Source organism: Vibrio sp. B172a (assembly GCF_030248355.1).
In the GTDB taxonomy this organism is placed as follows: Bacteria; Pseudomonadota; Gammaproteobacteria; order Enterobacterales; family Vibrionaceae; genus Vibrio; species Vibrio owensii.
Genome location: NZ_JAHGAC010000020.1, coordinates 99,380 through 118,871, shown reverse-complemented (window position 1 = coordinate 118,871; position 19,492 = coordinate 99,380). Strand labels below are relative to the sequence as shown.

Here is a 19,492-nt window from a genome sequence, read left to right as displayed (position 1 = left end):
GAGAAGCGAGCTTATTTTGTCTTTCGAGGGACAAATTCCGTCAACTCCTTTTAGAGCAGGGGCTCTTTCAATAGCCTCCTCTCGATTTATAGACCGGAGCGCTCCCGAATCTCCAAGCACCGCATTCTTTTCTTCCAATAAAAAACCGCTGACGAATCAGCGGTTTTTATCATTCAGCATTCAAGAAAAATTATTTTTTCTTTTTAACTGCTTTTTTGTTTGGAAGGTCAGTGATTGAACCTTCAAATACTTCAGCAGCTAGACCCACAGACTCGTGTAGAGTTGGGTGAGCGTGGATAGTTAGTGCGATATCTTCAGCATCACAACCCATCTCGATAGCTAGGCCGATTTCACCAAGTAGTTCACCACCGTTAGTACCAACGATAGCACCACCGATTACGCGGTGAGTTTCTTTATCGAAGATTAGCTTAGTCATACCGTCTGCACAGTCAGACGCGATTGCACGACCTGATGCTGCCCATGGGAATGTTGCCACTTCGTAGTTGATGCCTTCTGCTTTCGCTTCTTTCTCTGTCTTACCAACCCATGCCACTTCTGGCTCAGTGTAAGCGATTGATGGAATAACTTTAGGATCGAAGTAATGCTTCTTACCAGAGATAACTTCTGCAGCAACGTGACCTTCATGCACACCTTTGTGAGCAAGCATTGGTTGGCCAACTACGTCGCCGATTGCGTGGATGTGAGGAACGTTAGTACGCATTTGCTTATCAACGTTGATAAAGCCGCGCTCGTCCACTTCAATACCTGCTTTTTCAGCATCGATAAGCGCACCGTTTGGTACACGACCGATAGCAACAAGAACCGCATCGTAACGCTCAGCTTCTGCTGGCGCTTTTTTGCCTTCCATTGAAACGTAGATACCGTCTTCTTTCGCTTCAACTGCAGTTACTTTAGTCTCAAGCATTAGCTTGAACTTGTCTTTAATACGCTTAGTGAAGACTTTAACGATGTCTTTATCCGCCGCTGGAATAACTTGGTCAAACATCTCTACTACGTCTACTTTAGAACCTAGTGAGTGGTAAACCGTACCCATTTCTAGACCGATGATACCACCACCCATGATAAGCAGTTTTTCTGGTACTTCTTTCAGCTCTAGCGCATCCGTTGAATCCCAAATACGTGGGTCTTCATGTGGGATGAATGGCAGTTTGATTGGGCGAGAACCCGCAGCAATGATAGCGTTGTCGAAGTTAACAGTTGTTGCTTCGCCTTCGCCTTCTACAAGGATAGAGTTAGGGCTTGTGAACTTACCGTAGCCGTTTACTACAGTAACGTTACGCATCTTAGCCATACCGCTAAGACCGCCAGTCAGTTGATTTACAACTTTCTCTTTCCAGATACGGATTTTGCTGATGTCTGTTTGTGGTTCGCCAAACACAACGCCGTGCTCAGCCATCGCTTTCGCTTCTTCGATAACTTTTGAAACGTGAAGAAGTGCTTTAGATGGAATACAACCAACGTTTAGACATACACCGCCAAGAGTGCTGTAACGTTCAACTAGTACTGTTTCTAGACCTAAGTCCGCACAACGGAATGCAGCTGAGTAACCAGCAGGACCAGAACCAAGTACAACAACTTGGGCTTTAATTTCTTTGCTCATTGTGACCTCTTGTAGTCATTATCCCTAACAGGCTGAGTAGATGTTCTTAAATTATTAGGCTTTCAAACGGTCAATATTTTACAGAGATGTTAACAGTGTGAAAGCAGCTTTAAGTTAGCCTGTGAGCTAGACAACAATTCATCTTTCAGATTCTGAACGATGTGAGAAATTGTCGTCTAAAAATAGTCTTTTATATAAAGAAGTAAGGTGACCCGAAAGCCACCTTAACTATTACTTTCTATATTACAGTACTAGGCGACGAATGTCTGATAGTGCACCGTTTAGGAAAGTAATGAAGCGTGCACCTTCTGCACCATCGATCACACGGTGGTCGTATGATAGAGACAGTGGAAGCTGTAGACGTGGTTCGAACTCTTTACCGTTCCACACCGGCTTCATTTCAGATTTAGATACACCTAGGATACCAACTTCTGGCGCGTTTACGATTGGTGTAAACGCTGTACCGCCGATACCGCCAAGGCTAGAGATTGTGAAACAACCGCCTTGCATATCAGCTGCTGTTAGCTTGCCTGCACGTGCTTTCTTAGAAACTGCCATTAGCTCTTCAGATAGCTCGTAGATGCCTTTCTTATTCACGTCTTTAAATACCGGAACAACAAGACCGTTCGGCGTATCAACTGCAATACCTACGTTCACGTACTTCTTAAGAATGATGCTTTCGCCATCTTCAGAAAGTGAAGAGTTAAACGCTGGGAACGCTTCTAGTGCTTTCGCTACCGCTTTCATGATGAACACAAGAGGAGTGATCTTCATGCCAGTGTCTTTCTTCGCTTCGATTGCGTTCTGTTCTTTACGGAATGCTTCTAGCTCAGTGATGTCAGCGTTATCCCACTGTGTAACGTGAGGAATCATCACCCAGTTACGGTGTAGGTTTGCACCAGAGATCTTCTTGATCTTAGACAGCTTCTGAACTTCAGTTTCGCCGAACTTGCTGAAGTCAACTTTTGGCCAAGGTAGTAGACCAAGTGCTGCACCGTCGCCTTTGCCAGATGCTGCTGCACCTGCGCCAGACTCAAGACGCTTAAGCGCGTCTTTCACGTAGTTTTGAACGTCTTCTTTTAGGATACGGCTCTTACGACCAGAACCTTTAACCTTAGATAGGTTTACGCCAAACTCACGAGCTAGACGACGAACAACTGGAGACGCATGTGCGTATTCGTTGTTTTCTTGGAAATCGTTCGCTGCAGGTGCCGCCGCTGGAGCTTCAGCTTTTGGTGCAGGAGCTGCTGCTGGAGCAGGTGCTGCCGCTTGAGCTGGAGCCGCCGCAGGAGCAGGTGCTGCGCCTTCAACAACGAAAGTCATGATTAGAGAGCCAGTCGTTACTTTGTCGCCTTCAGCAATCTTGATCTCTTTAACTGTACCTGCGAATGGTGCTGGTACTTCCATAGAAGCTTTGTCGCCTTCTACAGTAATTAGAGATTGCTCTTCTTCTACTGTATCGCCAACTTTAACCATGATCTCAGTAACTTCTACTTCGTCACCACCGATATCTGGAACGTTAACTTCTTTGTCCGCTGCTACCGCAGGAGCCGCCGCAGGTGCTGCTGGCGCTTCAACCGCTGCAGGAGCTGGAGCCGCTGCGCCTGAGCCAGCTACCTCAAATACCATCACAAGAGAGCCAGTTGTTACTGAATCGCCTTCAGCAATCTTGATCTCTTTAACCGTACCTGCAAATGGTGCTGGTACTTCCATAGAAGCTTTGTCGCCTTCTACAGTTAGAAGTGATTGCTCTTCTTCTACTGCATCGCCAACTTTAACCATGATCTCAGTAACTTCTACTTCGTCGCCACCGATATCAGGAACGTGAACTTCTTTTAGTTCTGCTGCCGCTGCTGCTGCTGGAGCTGCTACTGGAGCCGCTTCTGCCGCAGGAGCAGGTGCAGCGTCAGCTGCACCCTCGGCTTCGAAAATCATGATAAGAGAACCAGTTGTTACTGAATCGCCTTCTGCAACTTTGATTTCTTTTACGATACCTGCTTGAGACGCTGGAACTTCCATAGAAGCTTTGTCGCCTTCTACAGTGATCAGAGACTGTTCTTCTTCAACCTTGTCGCCAACGCTTACAAGAATCTCAGTAACTTCAACCTCATCCGCACCGATGTCAGGTACATTAATTTCGATTGCCATTGCTTATTTACCTTCTAGTTAAGCGCTGTATTAAGCGTAAAGTGGGTTAGTTTTTTCAGTGTCGATGTTGAACTTAGCAATTGCTTCAGAAACAACAGACTTCTCAACATCACCACGTTTCGCTAGTTCAGTTAGTGCTGCAACTACCACGTAGCCTGCATTAACTTCGAAGTGACGACGTAGGTTCTCACGGCTGTCTGAGCGACCGAAGCCGTCAGTACCAAGAACTTTGTAAGACTCAGTTGGCATGAATGCACGTACTTGCTCAGCGTAGTTCTTCATGTAATCCGTCGCAGCGATTGCTGGTTCGTTACCAAGAACAGTAGTGATGTAAGGCACTTTCGCTTCAGCTTCTGGGTGAAGCATGTTGTAACGCTCTGCATTTTGACCATCACGAGTTAGCTCGTTGAATGAAGTTACAGAGAACACGTCAGATGCTACGCCGTACTCTTCGCTTAGGATAGTCGCTGCTTTACGTACTTCGTTCATGATAGTACCAGAGCTCATTAGCTGAACTTTACCCTTAGCACCTTCGTGAGACTCAAGCTTGTAGATACCTTTACGGATGCCTTCTTCAGCGCCTTCTGGCATTGCTGGCATTGCGTAGTTTTCATTCATTACTGTTAGGTAGTAGTAAATGTTTTCTTGCTCAGGACCGTACATACGACGGATACCATCTTGCATGATTACTGCTAGCTCGTAAGCGAATGTTGGGTCGTAAGAGATACAGTTCGGGATAGTGTTCGCTTGAATGTGCGAGTGACCATCTTCGTGCTGTAGACCTTCACCGTTCAGTGTTGTACGACCAGCTGTAGCACCTAGTAGGAAGCCACGAGCTTGTTGGTCACCTGCTAGCCATGCCATGTCACCAATACGTTGGAAACCGAACATTGAGTAGTAGATGTAGAACGGGATCATTGGCAGATCGTTTGTGCTGTAAGAAGTAGCAGCAGCAACCCAAGATGCCATTGAACCTAGTTCGTTGATACCTTCTTGAAGAACTTGGCCTGATGTTGCTTCTTTGTAGTAAGAAACGATGCCTTTATCTTCAGGTGTGTATTCTTGACCGTCTGGGTTGTAGATACCCACTTGACGGAATAGACCTTCCATACCGAACGTACGCGCTTCATCACAGATGATAGGAACGATGTTCTTACCGATGTTCTTGTCTTTAAGCAGGATGTTCAACGTACGTACGTAAGCCATAGTCGTTGAGATTTCACGCTTCTGAGCACCAAGTAGAGGAGCAAACTCTTCTAGCTCAGGTACTTTGAACTCTTGTGTAAACTTAGGTAGACGCTGTGGCGTGTAACCTTTCAGAGCTTTACGACGAGCATGTAGGTATTCGTATTCAGCAGAACCTTCTTCCAGTTTTAGGTAAGGCAGTTCAGCTACTTTCTCATCAGAAAGAATGTCTTGTAGACCTAGACGATCACGTAGGTATTGTACGTGAGTCATGTCCATCTTCTTAACACCGTGAGCGATGTTCTTACCTTCAGCCGCTTCACCCATGCCGTAACCTTTAACAGTCTTAGCTAGGATTACTGTTGGCTTGCCGTTTGTTTCTTTTGCATTGTTAAATGCAGCAAACAGCTTAGAAGAATCGTGACCACCACGCTTCAATTCGAAAATTTGGTCGTCAGTCATGTCTGCAACTAGTGCAGCAGTCTCAGGGTACTTACCAAAGAAGTGCTCACGTACGTATGCGCCATCTTTAGATTTGAATGTTTGGTAGTCGCCATCGATCGTTTCGTTCATAAGCTGTAGTAGCTTACCAGTCGTATCTTTAGCTAGTAGTGCATCCCAGTTGTTACCCCAAATAACTTTAACTACGTTCCAACCTGCACCTTTGAATAGACCTTCAAGCTCTTGAATGATCTTACCGTTACCCATTACAGGGCCATCTAGACGCTGTAGGTTACAGTTGATTAGGAAACATAGGTTGTCTAGCTTTTCACGCGCAGCGAAAGAAATTGCACCACGTGATTCTGGCTCATCCATCTCACCGTCGCCTAGGAAAGCGTATACACGTTGAGCAGAAGTATCTTTAAGGCCACGGCCGTTTAGGTACTTAAGGAAACGTGCTTGGTAAATAGCAGAGATAGGACCAAGACCCATAGATACTGTTGGGAACTGCCAGAACTCAGGCATCAGTTTAGGGTGTGGGTATGAAGGAACACCTTTACCGTCTACTTCTTGACGGAAGTTGTCTAGCTGCTCTTCAGTTAGACGACCTTCAACGAACGCACGAGAGTAGATACCTGGTGAGATGTGACCTTGGTAGTAAACTAGATCGCCACCGTCCGTCTCGTTTGGAGCACGGAAGAAGTGGTTGAAACAAACTTCGTAGAACGCTGCAGCTGACTGGTAAGAAGCCATGTGACCACCTAGGTCTAGGTCTTTCTTAGAAGCACGCAATACGATCATGATTGCGTTCCAGCGAATAATCGAACGAATACGACGCTCAAGAGTTACGTCACCAGGGTAAGCTGGTTCTTGTGCTGCTGGAATAGTGTTGATGTAGTTTGTGTTGATGCCAGTTGGCATATCAACGCCGTCTAGACGTGCTTTTTCTAGAACGGTTTCTAGTAGAAACTGTGCACGTTCTACACCTTCTTCACGAACAACTGATTCAAGGGCTTGTAGCCAATCTTGAGTTTCCAGTGCATCTACGTCATGCTTCATGTCAGACATGGCGATCTATCCTTCTGTTGGTTGGATCTACTTATTTAAGTAAGCGGTTCTTGTATTAAGAATCGTTACCTTGCTGAATTCGACGCAGAGAACGCTCTCGTCGAGACTCTTCTCGAGTCAAATCCAACAATGTTTCTTCGATATAAGCTAAATGTGAGTGAGACATTTCACGCGCCTTTTCAGGCTGACCAGAAACAATCGCATCCACGATATTAGCTCTGTGTTTACTTACTTTATCGACCACTTCTTCGCGGCGATGTAAGAGCTTTAGATTCTGTAGAACATTTTGCTCAAGCAAAGGCGCAAGGCTACGAACAATATGAAGCAATACAACATTGTGCGCCGCTTCTGTTAAAGCAATAAGGAACTGCATTACTGCCGCAGCTTCCGCTTCAACGTTGTCGCTTTTTTGCTCTTCACTGATTTGATTCAGGCAAGCTTGAATGCGTGCAAAATCTTCTTCGGTACCACGCAATGCTGCAAAGTACGCCGAAATTCCTTCCATCGCATGGCGCGATTCAAGTAGGTCTAACTGCGTTTCGGAGTGAGTCGACAACAAGTTCAACAAAGGATCTGAAAAGCTTTTCCAGATGTTTTCGCTAACGAATGTGCCACCGCCTTGACGGCGAGTAAGCAAACGCTTTGCTTCCAAGCGTTGAATGGCTTCACGGACAGATGGACGAGACACATCGAACTGCTTAGCGAGTTCGCGCTCTGGTGGCAACTGCTGCCCCGGAGACAATGTTCCTTCCACAATCAACCTTTCCAACTCTTGTTCAATAACATCAGAGAGTTTTGGCTGACGAATCCTTTGATAAGCCATAATTTATTGTTCTTCTACTCTTGCAGGTAATTGGTAATACCAATTTTAAGATGGTGCAGAAATTAACATAATTAAAACGCCACTGTCCAGCCAAAAATTGACCTAAATCATAGAATGGACTTACAACCAACACTCTGATAACAATCGACTATTAAAACGGCAATAAAATTGGTATGACCAATTACATAAACAAAACAGATGGGAGCTCTGCGTGCTAGTAAATTTGATCAACAAAAACAAAAAATGACAAAATTATCTGTACACTTTTGCACCGATCGCCGATTTAAGCGTTCAAAATGTAGTTAACTTTTAACAAGCGCTCATATTTCTTGTATCGAAAAAAGGCATACCTGAGTGTATGCCTTATTTATTTCTGTTTTTTGAATTTACATTTTCGCTACAAGTTAGCGTTTTATCTGGTGCCGGAACTTGACCCAGTCAAAGCTTAGACCAGGATCAGCTTTTCTCAAGGGAGCGATATACTGATGCCCCGTGATTCTCGGCAAGGTGATTTTTGGGTAGGAATGCATAACAGCTTGGGTCAATGCAGTAAGTGATTGATATTGCTCTTCTGTGTACGCAACAAACTCGGTACCTTCCAACTCAATACCAATTGAATAGTCATTACAGCGTTCTCGGCCAGCGAAGCTGGATTGTCCGGCATGCCATGCTCTGTCTAAAAAAGAAACAAACTGAACAATCTCGCCATCACGCTTAATTAAACAATGAGCCGAAACGCCCATTTTGTGAATTACTTCAAAGAATGGGTGTGTATTGGGGTCAAGGTTGCCCGTGAAAAAGTCTTCTATATAAGAGCCACCAAACTGACCCGGTGGTAGACTGATGTTGTGAACCACCAGCAGAGAGATGTCATTTTTATCAGAACGAGCATCAAAAAATGGCGATGGGACGTGCTTTGCCTCCGTCAACCAACCATTCTCGATTTTTAGGCACATATCAACCTCTCTACTTTGCAAATTAACTGCTGAAATTATTGACACCGGAGAGTATCATTCGTTGCCATCTCCCTTTCAAGACAAGATTTGCGATGAAGAACACACACAACAGCCAAGAACGCCTAGAATACCTTAAGCAACAACTTCCATTAGAAATCACTCGCGCCGTAGCCGATACCCTAAAAGAAGATCTAGGTGGCACATTGGATGCAGACAAAGACATCACCGCATCGCTTATCCCAGCTGACGCTATTAACACCGCAACCATCATCACTCGTGAACACGGTGTGTTTTGTGGCCAAGCGTGGGCAGATGAAGTATTTAAACAACTGGGTAGCAAAGTGACCATCGAATGGAATGTAAAAGATGGCGACAAGGTTGAACCAAACCAAACACTTTGCACACTGACAGGTCCTGCTCGTGATTTGCTCACTGGCGAGCGCAACGCAATGAACTTTATTCAAACCCTTTCAGGCTGCGCGACCATTACCGCTGAATACGCAGAGAAAATTGCTCACACTGAATGTCGTCTATTAGATACACGTAAAACAATTCCAGGTCTACGTAGTGCGCTTAAATACGCAGTAGCTTGTGGCGGTGGTTTCAACCATCGTATCGGTGTGTTCGATGCCTACCTTATTAAAGAAAACCACATCATTGCTTGTGGCGGCATCACTCAAGCGATCACTACTGCAAAAGAATTAAACCCAGGCAAGCCTGTTGAAGTTGAGACGGAAAGCTTAGAAGAGCTAAAAGAAGCAATCGAAGCGGGTGCAGATATCATTATGCTAGATAACTTCACGACAGATATGATGCGTGAAGCGGTCGCGATCAACGCAGGTCGTGCGGCATTAGAAAACTCAGGTAACGTTACCCTAGAAACCATCGCTGAATATGCAGAAACCGGCGTCGATTACATCTCGGTGGGTGCTTTGACTAAGCACCTAAAAGCGATGGATCTTTCGATGCGCTTCAAGTAATTCTAGAGAACCAAGCGATGCTAACTCTCTTAATCTCATAGAGTTACGCTTTTCAAACCGCAATAAAGAGCCGCAAGGCTCTTTATTTTTATCCGCTTAAAAAATAACACCACTCGCAAAACCTTGCATGCAATATGCAACTACAGTGCAAAGATTTTTATCTCACTCGAGAGCCACTTCGTTTCCAGTTTCCACTTGTTTCTACTCTTTTTACTCTTCTGCCCCATGCATAAGCATTAACTAAATTTATCTTAAGGAAAGAAGATGAAAACGAATAAACAGAAAAAGCAGCAAGGTTTTACGCTGATTGAATTGATGATTGTCGTGGCGATTATCGGTATCTTGGCTGCGTTTGCAGTGCCTGCTTACCAAAATTACACTAACAAAACTCACGCTTCTGAAATGCTCAGCACTGCTTCAGCTATGAAAGCTGGTGTAGGTGTTTGTCTGTTAAGTGGAGGAACTAATTGCGCAGCTGGACAACCCAATGTTCCCGCAGCTCAGGACTTTGATAAGGGTACAGGAAATGCATTTGCCATAACGTCTGACGTTGCAGTCACTGCTGCTGCAACCTCATCAGCAGCCGCGACTATCACAGGAACAGTTACTGCAACTGTAGATGGAACAAAAGGTAAAGCTGGTCTTAAAAAGAACGGAACTATTAAATTGACGCCTACGTTAACTATGTCAGGGGTTACATGGGCTGTAACGTGTGATCTTGGTAGTAATGACTTCTGCCCTAAAAGTTAAATGCTAACCAACCTCTCAACAGTTCTTCGCCAAGCTGGGATACTGACCTTTTCTCAAGAAGAGCTGTTACTTGAGCAAGCTAAAGCTTCTGGTATATCAATGCCAGAAGCTTTACTCAATTCTGGCTTTTTCCAATCTCATGAATTAACGGAGCACCTGAGCTCTGTTTTCGGGCTTTCTTGCACTTCTCTCAATCAGTACGAGTACGCTTCGTTATGCCAAACGCTGGGCTTACGCGATCTGATCACTCGGCACAACGCTCTGCCGCTTAATCGCACCTCATCAACTTTGATTCTCGCGGTTGCCGATCCAACCAATCTTCAAGCCGAAGACGACTTTCGTTTTGCAACAGGTTTGCAAGTCGAACTTGTTCTGGCTGATTTTCGCGAGCTGACCGCTGCCATTCGGCGCTTATATGGCCGAGCACTTGGGCAGGAAAAGTCGAGGTTAAAAGAAATAAACCAAGACGAACTCGCAAGCTTGGTTGAGATTGGAGATGATGAGATTGAGAACATTGAAGATCTCAGCCAAGACGAATCACCGGTCAGTCGTTATATCAACCAAATCTTACTCGATGCGGTTCGTAAAGGGGCTTCCGATATTCACTTCGAACCCTACGAAAACATGTATCGAGTCCGTTTACGCTGCGATGGCATCTTGATTGAAATTCAACAGCCACCTAGCCATTTAAGTCGCCGCCTCTCTGCCCGAATAAAGATACTATCTAAACTCGATATTGCTGAGCGCCGTTTGCCGCAAGATGGGCGCATCAAACTCAAATTAAACCAAGACACCGCGATTGATATGCGTGTCTCCACACTGCCAACTCTGTTTGGAGAAAAGATCGTACTGCGTTTACTCGACAGCAGTTCTGCAGCATTAGATATCAATAAACTTGGTTATAGCGACCAACAGAAGCAGCTTTATTTGGATGCTCTGCGTCGGCCACAAGGCATGATTTTGATGACGGGTCCAACAGGTAGTGGCAAAACCGTTTCTCTTTATACAGGGCTAAGCATTCTTAATAAAACAGAGATCAACATCTCGACTGCGGAAGACCCAGTGGAGATTAACTTACCCGGCATTAACCAAGTTCAAGTCCAGCCTAAGATCGGTTTTGGTTTTGCCGAAGCCCTGCGCTCTTTCTTACGCCAAGATCCTGATGTAGTCATGGTAGGTGAGATCCGAGATCTCGATACGGCAGAAATCGCGATCAAAGCATCACAAACTGGTCACTTGGTTCTTTCCACGTTACATACGAACTCTGCCGCTGAAACTGTAATCCGATTATCCAACATGGGTGTTGAAAGCTTTAACCTTGCCTCCTCACTTAGCTTGATCATCGCCCAGCGGCTAGCGCGTAAACTGTGCCCATACTGTAGACAACCGCAAGAACCAAATGCCCAACTGCAACATATCGGGATTACCAACACAGAGCATATCTTTAAAGCCAATCCAGATGGTTGTAACGAGTGTACCCACGGTTATTCAGGCCGAACCGGCATCTATGAAGTGATGAAGTTTGATGAATCCCTATCTGAGGCGCTCATAAAAGGAGCTTCAGTACACGAATTAGAAAAACTCGCTATCGCCAAAGGGATGCAAACCCTACAAATGTCTGGCATCGAAAAACTCAAACAAGGCGTCACTAGCTTCAGCGAATTGCAACGCGTTCTCTACTTTTAACTTTTTCAGAAATTTTAGGCAGTCACTCCGCTTATGAAAACCATCACTCCTCAACTTAAGAACTACCGTTGGAAAGGGATCAATAGCTCAGGTAAGAAGACCTCAGGTAATGTCCTCGCCATGACGGAAATCGAAGTAAGAGAACGCCTCGACGCTCAGCACATCAAAATCAAGAAACTGAAAAAGGGCAGTATTTCTTTTATTACTAAACTGAGCCATAGAGTCAAAGGGAAAGACATCACGGTGTTTACTCGCCAAATAGCTACCATGCTGATGACAGGCGTCCCGATTGTTCAGGCACTTAAGTTGGTTTCAGAGAATCATAAGAAAGCGGAAATGAAATCGATTTTAATGAGTGTGACACGGGCAGTAGAGGCCGGAACACCAATGTCGAAAGCCATGCGCACCGCTAGCACACATTTTGATCCGCTTTATACCGATTTAATCGCAACGGGTGAGCAGTCTGGTAATTTATCCCAAGTCTTCGAGCGTTTGGCAACCTACAGAGAAAAAAGCGAACAGTTGCGCGCGAAAGTGATCAAAGCACTGATTTATCCGGCCATGGTTGTCTTGGTTGCCTTAGGGGTTTCCTACCTAATGCTGACTCGGGTCATTCCTGAGTTTGAAAAGATGTTTGTCGGCTTTGGTGCGGATTTACCTGCTTTTACTCAGATGGTATTAGACCTCTCTGCTTGGACTCAGAACTGGGGCCCTTTCATTGGACTCGGTTTCTTGAGTTTCTTGATCGGCTCAAAAGTCATATCGAACCGCTCTGATTCTTTCAAGCTATTGCTCGCTCGATCCAGTTTAAAGATTCCCATCTTAGGTCCAGTTTTATCCAAAGCCGCCATTGCCAAGTTTAGTCGTACGCTTGCGACCAGTTTTAGTGCTGGCATCCCAATCCTCACCGCGTTAAAAACCACCTCAAAAACCTCGGGTAACATGCACTATCAACTTGCAATAGAAGAGGTATACCGAGATACGGCTGCGGGTATGCCAATGTATATTGCGATGCGCAACTGCAATGTCTTCCCCGAGCTAGTATTGCAAATGGTCATGATTGGCGAAGAATCTGGTCGCTTGGATGACATGCTCAACAAGATTGCAGCAATTTACGAGTTTGAGGTCGATAATACCGTCGATAACCTAAGTAAGATTTTAGAGCCACTTATCATCGTTTTTCTCGGTGTCGTTGTTGGCGGTTTGGTCACAGCAATGTACTTGCCAATCTTTAACTTGATGAGCGTATTGGGATAGAATGATCCTTTAGCAAATTAATTCCTTCAAAACAGCATCTTGCTTGTTTGATTCATCGCTCAAGAGACAGATATGGAAGTATTCCAGTACTACCCATGGCTATTCGTTGTATTTGCCACGGTTTTCGGTTTGATCGTGGGTAGTTTCCTCAACGTTGTTATTTATCGATTACCCAAAATCATGGAATTAGAATGGCGACGCGAATGCGCGGAATCATTCCCTGAATACAAAATCGAACCACCAAAAGAGAAACTGACATTAAGCGTACCACGCTCATCTTGTCAGCAATGTGGCACTCAGATTCGTATTCGTGACAATATCCCAGTGATTAGTTGGCTGCTTCTGCGCGGTAAATGTCACAACTGCCAATCTCCTATCAGTGCACGCTACCCTCTTATCGAACTGCTTACTGCCTTTTGTTCGGGTTTTATCGCTTTTCACTTCGGTTTTAGCTACTTCACTGTCGCGCTGGTTTTCTTTACCTTTGTATTGATTGCCGCCACATTTATCGATCTCGATACTATGCTGTTGCCAGACCAGCTTACACTGCCATTAATGTGGGCAGGTATTGCGCTCGCGCTCTCTGGCATCAGCCCTGTAAACCTACAAGACTCCATCATTGGTGCAATGGCAGGTTATCTGTGTCTTTGGAGTGTTTACTGGTTGTTTAAGCTCCTTACAGGCAAAGAAGGCATGGGCTATGGCGACTTTAAACTCCTTGCAGCCTTAGGGGCTTGGCTGGGTTGGCAATCACTACCGATGATCATTCTGCTTTCATCAGTAGTGGGCGTCATCTTTGGTCTTATCCAACTGCGCTTGCAAAAACAAGGTATCGAGAAAGCCTTTCCTTTCGGCCCTTACCTTGCAATTGCGGGATGGGTGAGCCTAATTTGGGGCCATCAAATCCTCAACTGGTACTTTACGTCGATTCTAGGAGTATAAATGGCTTTTGTTATTGGCTTAACTGGCGGTATTGCGAGTGGCAAAACCACGGTGGCAAACCTATTCAAACAGCAGTTCAAAATCGACATTGTCGATGCTGATATCGTGGCTCGCGAAGTTGTAGAACCGGGAACTCCCGGACTTAATGCCATCGTTGAACACTTTGGTGCGGGTATTGTTCGCGATGATCAGACACTTGATAGAGCCAAGTTAAGAGAAAAGATCTTCTCTAATCCAGAAGAGAAAGCATGGCTTAATGGTTTATTACATCCGATGATTCGTGAAAAGATGATCGAAGATTTGGAGCAAATCACATCGGACTATGCCCTCTTGGTTGTACCTTTATTGGTAGAGAATAAGCTTGATAGCTTATGTGATCGAGTTCTTGTCGTCGATGTTGACCCACAAACCCAGATATCCAGAACTGTAAAACGCGATAACGTAAGCGAAGAGCAGGCAAATGCGATCTTGGCGTCCCAGGCTTCTCGTGAGCAACGACTTGCTCTGGCAGATGATGTGGTGAAGAATAATCCAGATGACCCAGATCTTTTGCTTCAAATCACAGATTTACACGAAAAGTACCTAGCCATGTGTAAGAAAAATCTGCGAAAATAGGAATGAAACTCACCAAGGCTAATGTCGATGACCACGCACAAATTTGAACATCCGTTAAATGAAAAAACTCGCATCTATTTAAGAGTTGAGTCTTTGCTGCGTCAGGCTCATCTAGCCTCAAGTTTCGCTGATAACCATCAATATCAGCTGTTCTTTCGTGCCCTTTTCGATATGGTCGAGATCTTCGAGCAAATCCAGCTAAAAAGCGAACTGGCTAAAGATCTTGAAAAGCAGCGCTTAGCTTATCGTAACTGGCTCAATGTTGATGGCGTAGATCAACAAGCACTGAATGAGCTTCTAAAAGAGATCGATGTCGTACACAGCCAATTGATGGCAGCTGAGCGCTTCGGCCAAGCATTAAAAGAAGACCGCTTCTTAAGTTCAATTCGCCAGCGTTTCAATCTACCTGGTGGTTCATGTTGTTTCGACCTACCCGCTTTGCATTATTGGCTCCACTTACCGATTGAGCGTAAAAAGCACGATGCTAACCAATGGCAAGCCAGCTTAAAGCCGCTTTCTGATGCGTTAGCGCTTTGGCTAAAACTTACTCGCGAAACGGGTCACTTCAAAGCGCAAATCGCCCGCGCAGGCTTTTTCCAAAGTGATGCTGATGAAGCCAATATTTTACGTTTACACATCCCAATGGAATACGGTGTCTACCCGATGATTTCGGGTCATAAGAACCGTTTCGCCATCAAGTTTATGGCTTTCGAAAGTGGTCAAGCTTGCACGCAAGATGTCGAGTTTGAACTTGCTGTTTGTAGCTAAGCTCAACAAGCACTACTATTGCCTTAATACCTTTGAACACCGAATAAATAGGACGAATGACGATGTCTAAAATTACAGTCGTTCCATGCCCACAATGTGGCGCTGACGTTGAGTGGGGCGAACAAAGCCCTCACCGCCCTTTCTGTAGCAAGCAGTGCCAAATGATTGATTTTGGCGAATGGGCTGATGAAGAAAACGCCATCGCCGGTGCTCCGGATATGTCGGACAGCGATGGTTGGTCTGAAGACCAGTACTAAAGAATTGAGAAGCTAGAGTCGAGAAACAAGGACGCTAAGCTTTGAGAATAATAAAGGGGTTGATGTGAGAGCATCGACCCTTTTTGTTTTTCGGGATTCGGGATTCGGGATTCGGGATTCGGGATTCGGGATTCGGGATTCGGCTCTATTTTGTTTTTTAGGAACAAGCCCTGTCAAAGCCTTCGGGGATAAACTTCTTGCACTCCCCCTCCAACAACACCTCTCGATTCTTAAAGCGAAGTGCTCTCGAATCTCGAAGCGTAGCGTTTCCGATTCTAGAAGGACGAAGTCCGTTCCCTAACTTTTTCTCGCATAAAAAAACGGAGCCCAAATGGGCTCCGTTTACTATGAGAACGCTAGTTATAGCATTACTTCTTAGCAAGTTTCTCTTTGATACGAGCTGACTTACCAGAACGCTCACGTAGGTAGTACAACTTGGCACGACGTACTGCACCACGGCGTTTAACTTCGATGCTATCAACAACTGGAGAGTGAGTTTGGAACGTACGCTCAACACCTTCACCGTTAGAGATCTTACGTACAGTGAAAGCAGAGTGAAGACCACGGTTACGGATTGCGATTACAACGCCTTCAAAAGCCTGTAGACGCTCACGCTCACCTTCTTTAACTTTAACCTGAACTACAACAGTGTCACCTGGTGCAAATTTAGGCAGGCCTGATTTCATTTGCTCTTCTTCAAGAGCCTTGATGATGTTACTCATTTTTTAAATTCCTAGAATAAACTGATACTAAATAAATTAGGTTACTTTGCGTTATGTTCACTAATGAACTCAGCAAGTAATTGTTCCTGTTCGTCAGTCAGAGCTAGGTTTTCCAGGAGCTCTGGTCTTCTTAGCCAAGTTCGGCCTAGCGACTGCTTTAGTCGCCATTGACGAATGTCCTTGTGGTTGCCTGACATCAGTACCGCTGGCACTTCTTTATCATCCAACACTTCAGGACGCGTATAGTGAGGGCAATCTAACAAGCCATTTGCAAAAGAGTCTTCTTCTGCTGACGCAAAATCCCCTAGTACATCCGGAACAAACCGAGAGACAGAATCGATTAACGTCATGGCAGGTATCTCACCACCCGTCATCACAAAATCACCAATCGACCATTCTTCGTCGACTTCAGATTGAATGATGCGCTCATCTACCCCTTCGTAACGGCCACAAATCAGAAGTAAATTCTCATTCGTTGCCAGTTCTTCAACCCCTTTTTGGTCGAGCTTGCGACCTTGAGGAGAAAGGTAAATGACTTTCGTCTTACCCGGTGAGGCTGCTTTCGCGGTATGAATGGCATCGCGCAAAGGCTGAACCATCATTAGCATACCAGGGCCACCACCGTAAGGTCGGTCATCGACAGTGCGATGCTTGTCGTGAGTGAAATCGCGAGGATTCCAAGTCTCAATCGACAAAAGACCTTTTTTAACCGCTTGACCTGTTACCCCAAAATCAGTAACAGAACGGAACATTTCAGGAAACAGGCTAATTACGCCAACCCACATGTTTATCTCGCTCTGTAATTTTGGAGATTAGAATCCAGGATCCCAGTCAACTTCGATCCGTTGAGCTTCGCGATCAACTTTGATGATCACTTGCTCTTCAAGGAACGGGATTAATCGTTCCTTCTGCCCGAAAGCATCTTTAAGATTTGCTTTAACAACCAGAACATCGTTTGAGCCAGTTTCTAAAATGTCAGATACGACACCTAGATCGTAACCTTTAGTGGTTACTACTTGCATCCCAAACAATTCACGCCAGTAGAACTCATCTTCTGACAATTCAGGAAGTACCGCAGGGTCGATAGCAATTTCAAAGTTTGTCATTAGATGCGCGTCTTCACGAATATCTAGACCTTCCAGCTTAGCCACCATACCTTTGTTATGGCGCTTCCAGCTTTCTACTTTGTACTCAACCCACGTACCCTTTTGGTTAATAAACCAAGGGCTGTAATCGAAAATGCTTTCAGCATTGTCTGTGTAGGAAAAAACTTTAAGCCAACCACGAATGCCGTAAGTAGCACCAAACTTGCCTACAACAATCTTTTCGTTGCTCATTGTTTCTTTACCTTTCATCGACATAAACTAGTTTCTACTTCTAAAGTAAAAAAATTAAGCCGCTTTTTGAGCGTCTTTAACTAGCTTAGCAACGCGGTCAGATAGAGACGCGCCTTGACCAACCCAGTGGTTAACGCGGTCTAGGTCTAGACGTAGACCTTCTTCTTGACCTTTTGCAGTTGGGTTAAAGAAACCAACTTTCTCGATGAAACGGCCAGTTGCAGCGTTGCGGCTGTCCGCTACTACGATTTGATAAAATGGACGCTTTTTAGCGCCGTGACGTGCCAAACGAATGGTTACCATGTCGTCCTCTTTGCTTTCTCAAAAATAAAATTAACCCCAATAATCATTCATAAAACTGAACAATCTGGGGTCTCGTGCCAAAATAAAGCTCCGGAATTTTACTCTTATCCCGAAGCAATGCAAGGGATTTAGTTACTTTTTCACCAACATAAATTGAAATTCAAGTTTGTGATGTAGCTAACACCCTGAAACTAAAGTCTAGGCAATCGTTTAACGGCCAAATGGATTGAAGCCACCGCCTCCACCCATACCGCCGCCGCCCATCATACCTTGCATGTTGCGCATCATGCCTTTCATGCCGCCCTTTTGCATTTTCTTCATCATCTTCTGCATTTGGGTGAACTGCTTCAATAGACGGTTAACGTCTTGAACCTGAACACCAGAACCTGCAGCGATACGCTTCTTACGCGAACCTTTGATGATTTCTGGGCGTTGACGTTCTTTCATTGTCATTGAGCTGATGATCGCTTCCATCTGCTTAAACATCTTGTCGTCAACTTTGTCTTTCACGTCTGATGGTAGCTGAGACATGCCTGGTAGCTTGTCTAGCATACCCATCATGCCCCCCATGTTTTGCATTTGACCTAGCTGTTCACGGAAGTCTTCAAGGTCAAAACCTTTCTTCTCTTTGAACTTCTTCGCTAGCTTCTCTGCTTTTTCTTGGTCTACATTGCGTTGTAGGTCTTCGATAAGTGACAGTACGTCACCCATACCTAGAATGCGCGATGCAACACGATCAGGATGGAACGGTTCTAGCGCGTCGGTTTTCTCACCCACACCTAGGAATTTGATTGGCTTACCTGTGATGTGACGAACTGATAGCGCCGCACCACCACGTGCATCACCATCAACTTTAGTCAGAATCACACCAGTTAGCGGTAGCGCATCACCGAATGCTTTTGCTGTATTCGCCGCATCTTGACCTGTCATTGCATCGACAACAAACAGCGTCTCAACAGGGTTAATCGCTGAGTGAAGATCTTTAATCTCACCCATCATTTCTTCATCGATAGCCAAACGACCCGCGGTATCGACAATCAACACGTCGTAGAATTTCTTCTTCGCGTGATCGATAGCTGCGTTAGCAATATCAATTGGCTTTTGATCCGGTGAAGATGGGAAGAAGTCGACACCGATGTCTGATGCTAAGGTTTCTAGCTGTTTGATTGCCGCAGGACGGTAAACGTCGGCAGACACAACCAAAACTTTCTTCTTATCACGCTCTTTTAGCAGTTTAGAAAGCTTACCTACCGATGTAGTTTTACCCGCACCTTGTAGACCTGCCATCAAAAGCACTGCTGGCGGCTGTGCTGCTAGGTTAAGAGCTTCGTTAGATTCACCCATAACCGCTTCAAGCTCAGCTTGAACGATCTTGATGAACTCTTGACCCGGTGTTAGGGATTTAGAAACTTCTACACCCACCGCTTTTTCTTTAACGCGGTTTACAAATTCACGTACAACAGGAAGCGCAACGTCCGCTTCCAATAGTGCCATGCGTACTTCACGTAGGGTTTCTTTAATGTTGTCTTCGGTCAGACGACCTTTACCGCTGATATTCTTCAGCGTTTTGGATAATCGATCCGTTAAATTCTCAAACATCTTTGTCTCTTCGCTAAAATGGCGATTAATTAGT

Annotated in this window: 18 protein-coding genes; 8 read left to right on the top strand and 10 right to left on the bottom strand. The window is 45.1% G+C overall.

The annotated features are described in order from the left end of the window. Positions 1–190 precede the first annotated feature (190 nt). The 5 genes from lpdA to ampD form a co-directional block, all read right to left on the bottom strand. Positions 191–1,621 carry a dihydrolipoyl dehydrogenase gene (gene lpdA, locus KIT90_RS18635; RefSeq protein WP_005438019.1) on the bottom strand — a complete coding sequence of 477 codons (1,431 nt, stop codon included), beginning with the start codon at positions 1,619–1,621 and terminating at the stop codon, positions 191–193. A gap of 243 nt (positions 1,622–1,864) precedes the next feature. After that, a complete protein-coding gene (gene aceF / locus KIT90_RS18630) occupies positions 1,865–3,769 on the bottom strand; it encodes a pyruvate dehydrogenase complex dihydrolipoyllysine-residue acetyltransferase (protein ID WP_285377959.1) in 1,905 nt (634 codons plus the stop codon). 30 nt (positions 3,770–3,799) lie between these two features. Further along, positions 3,800–6,463, bottom strand: coding sequence for a pyruvate dehydrogenase (acetyl-transferring), homodimeric type (gene aceE, locus KIT90_RS18625; RefSeq protein WP_005438024.1), 2,664 nt, complete (start codon positions 6,461–6,463; stop codon positions 3,800–3,802). A gap of 55 nt (positions 6,464–6,518) precedes the next feature. Then, a complete protein-coding gene (pdhR, locus tag KIT90_RS18620; protein WP_005438026.1) occupies positions 6,519–7,286 on the bottom strand; it encodes a pyruvate dehydrogenase complex transcriptional repressor PdhR in 768 nt (255 codons plus the stop codon). Between the two features lie 404 nt (positions 7,287–7,690). Beyond that, entirely contained in the window at positions 7,691–8,242 is a 552-nt protein-coding gene (gene ampD, locus KIT90_RS18615) for a 1,6-anhydro-N-acetylmuramyl-L-alanine amidase AmpD (protein WP_038896786.1), read from the bottom strand. A 92-nt stretch (positions 8,243–8,334) separates the two neighbouring features. Here ampD and nadC point away from each other — a divergent pair, with 92 nt between their 5' ends. The 8 genes from nadC (at position 8,335) to yacG (ending at position 15,497) form a co-directional block, all read left to right on the top strand. Beyond that, positions 8,335–9,222 (top strand): carboxylating nicotinate-nucleotide diphosphorylase, encoded by an 888-nt coding sequence (gene nadC, locus KIT90_RS18610; protein WP_285377955.1) that lies wholly within the window; start codon positions 8,335–8,337, stop codon positions 9,220–9,222. A gap of 264 nt (positions 9,223–9,486) precedes the next feature. Then, a complete protein-coding gene (locus KIT90_RS18605) occupies positions 9,487–9,972 on the top strand; it encodes a prepilin-type N-terminal cleavage/methylation domain-containing protein (RefSeq protein WP_050905229.1) in 486 nt (161 codons plus the stop codon). Next, positions 9,973–11,658, top strand: coding sequence for a type IV-A pilus assembly ATPase PilB (pilB, locus tag KIT90_RS18600; RefSeq protein WP_285377952.1), 1,686 nt, complete (start codon positions 9,973–9,975; stop codon positions 11,656–11,658). It begins immediately after the preceding gene. Positions 11,659–11,691: 33 nt separating this feature from the next. Beyond that, a complete protein-coding gene (locus tag KIT90_RS18595) occupies positions 11,692–12,915 on the top strand; it encodes a type II secretion system F family protein (RefSeq protein ID WP_285377950.1) in 1,224 nt (407 codons plus the stop codon). A 72-nt stretch (positions 12,916–12,987) separates the two neighbouring features. Beyond that, positions 12,988–13,857, top strand: coding sequence for an A24 family peptidase (locus KIT90_RS18590; protein WP_038896780.1), 870 nt, complete (start codon positions 12,988–12,990; stop codon positions 13,855–13,857). Beyond that, positions 13,858–14,472: a dephospho-CoA kinase gene (coaE, locus tag KIT90_RS18585; RefSeq protein WP_285377947.1), complete on the top strand. Its 615-nt coding sequence runs from the start codon at positions 13,858–13,860 to the stop codon at positions 14,470–14,472. A gap of 27 nt (positions 14,473–14,499) precedes the next feature. Then, on the top strand, positions 14,500–15,240 hold the full coding sequence (zapD, locus tag KIT90_RS18580; RefSeq protein ID WP_038896791.1) for a cell division protein ZapD: 741 nt from the start codon (positions 14,500–14,502) through the stop codon (positions 15,238–15,240). A 62-nt stretch (positions 15,241–15,302) separates the two neighbouring features. Beyond that, on the top strand, positions 15,303–15,497 hold the full coding sequence (yacG, locus tag KIT90_RS18575; protein ID WP_009707573.1) for a DNA gyrase inhibitor YacG: 195 nt from the start codon (positions 15,303–15,305) through the stop codon (positions 15,495–15,497). A 368-nt stretch (positions 15,498–15,865) separates the two neighbouring features. Here the strand turns inward: yacG and rplS are convergent, their stop codons facing one another. From rplS to ffh, 5 genes are all read right to left on the bottom strand, one after another. Next, complete coding sequence (rplS, locus tag KIT90_RS18570; RefSeq protein ID WP_005438036.1) at positions 15,866–16,219, bottom strand: 50S ribosomal protein L19; 354 nt, start codon at positions 16,217–16,219, stop codon at positions 15,866–15,868. Between the two features lie 41 nt (positions 16,220–16,260). Beyond that, the gene (trmD, locus tag KIT90_RS18565; protein ID WP_285377943.1) at positions 16,261–17,004 is read right to left on the bottom strand and encodes a tRNA (guanosine(37)-N1)-methyltransferase TrmD; all 744 of its coding nucleotides are present in this window, start codon (positions 17,002–17,004) and stop codon (positions 16,261–16,263) included. A gap of 27 nt (positions 17,005–17,031) precedes the next feature. Then, on the bottom strand, positions 17,032–17,580 hold the full coding sequence (gene rimM, locus KIT90_RS18560; protein ID WP_005438038.1) for a ribosome maturation factor RimM: 549 nt from the start codon (positions 17,578–17,580) through the stop codon (positions 17,032–17,034). A gap of 30 nt (positions 17,581–17,610) precedes the next feature. Further along, positions 17,611–17,859, bottom strand: coding sequence for a 30S ribosomal protein S16 (gene rpsP, locus KIT90_RS18555; RefSeq protein ID WP_005438039.1), 249 nt, complete (start codon positions 17,857–17,859; stop codon positions 17,611–17,613). A gap of 210 nt (positions 17,860–18,069) precedes the next feature. Beyond that, positions 18,070–19,458: a signal recognition particle protein gene (gene ffh / locus KIT90_RS18550; RefSeq protein ID WP_005438041.1), complete on the bottom strand. Its 1,389-nt coding sequence runs from the start codon at positions 19,456–19,458 to the stop codon at positions 18,070–18,072. Positions 19,459–19,492: the final 34 nt, after the last annotated feature.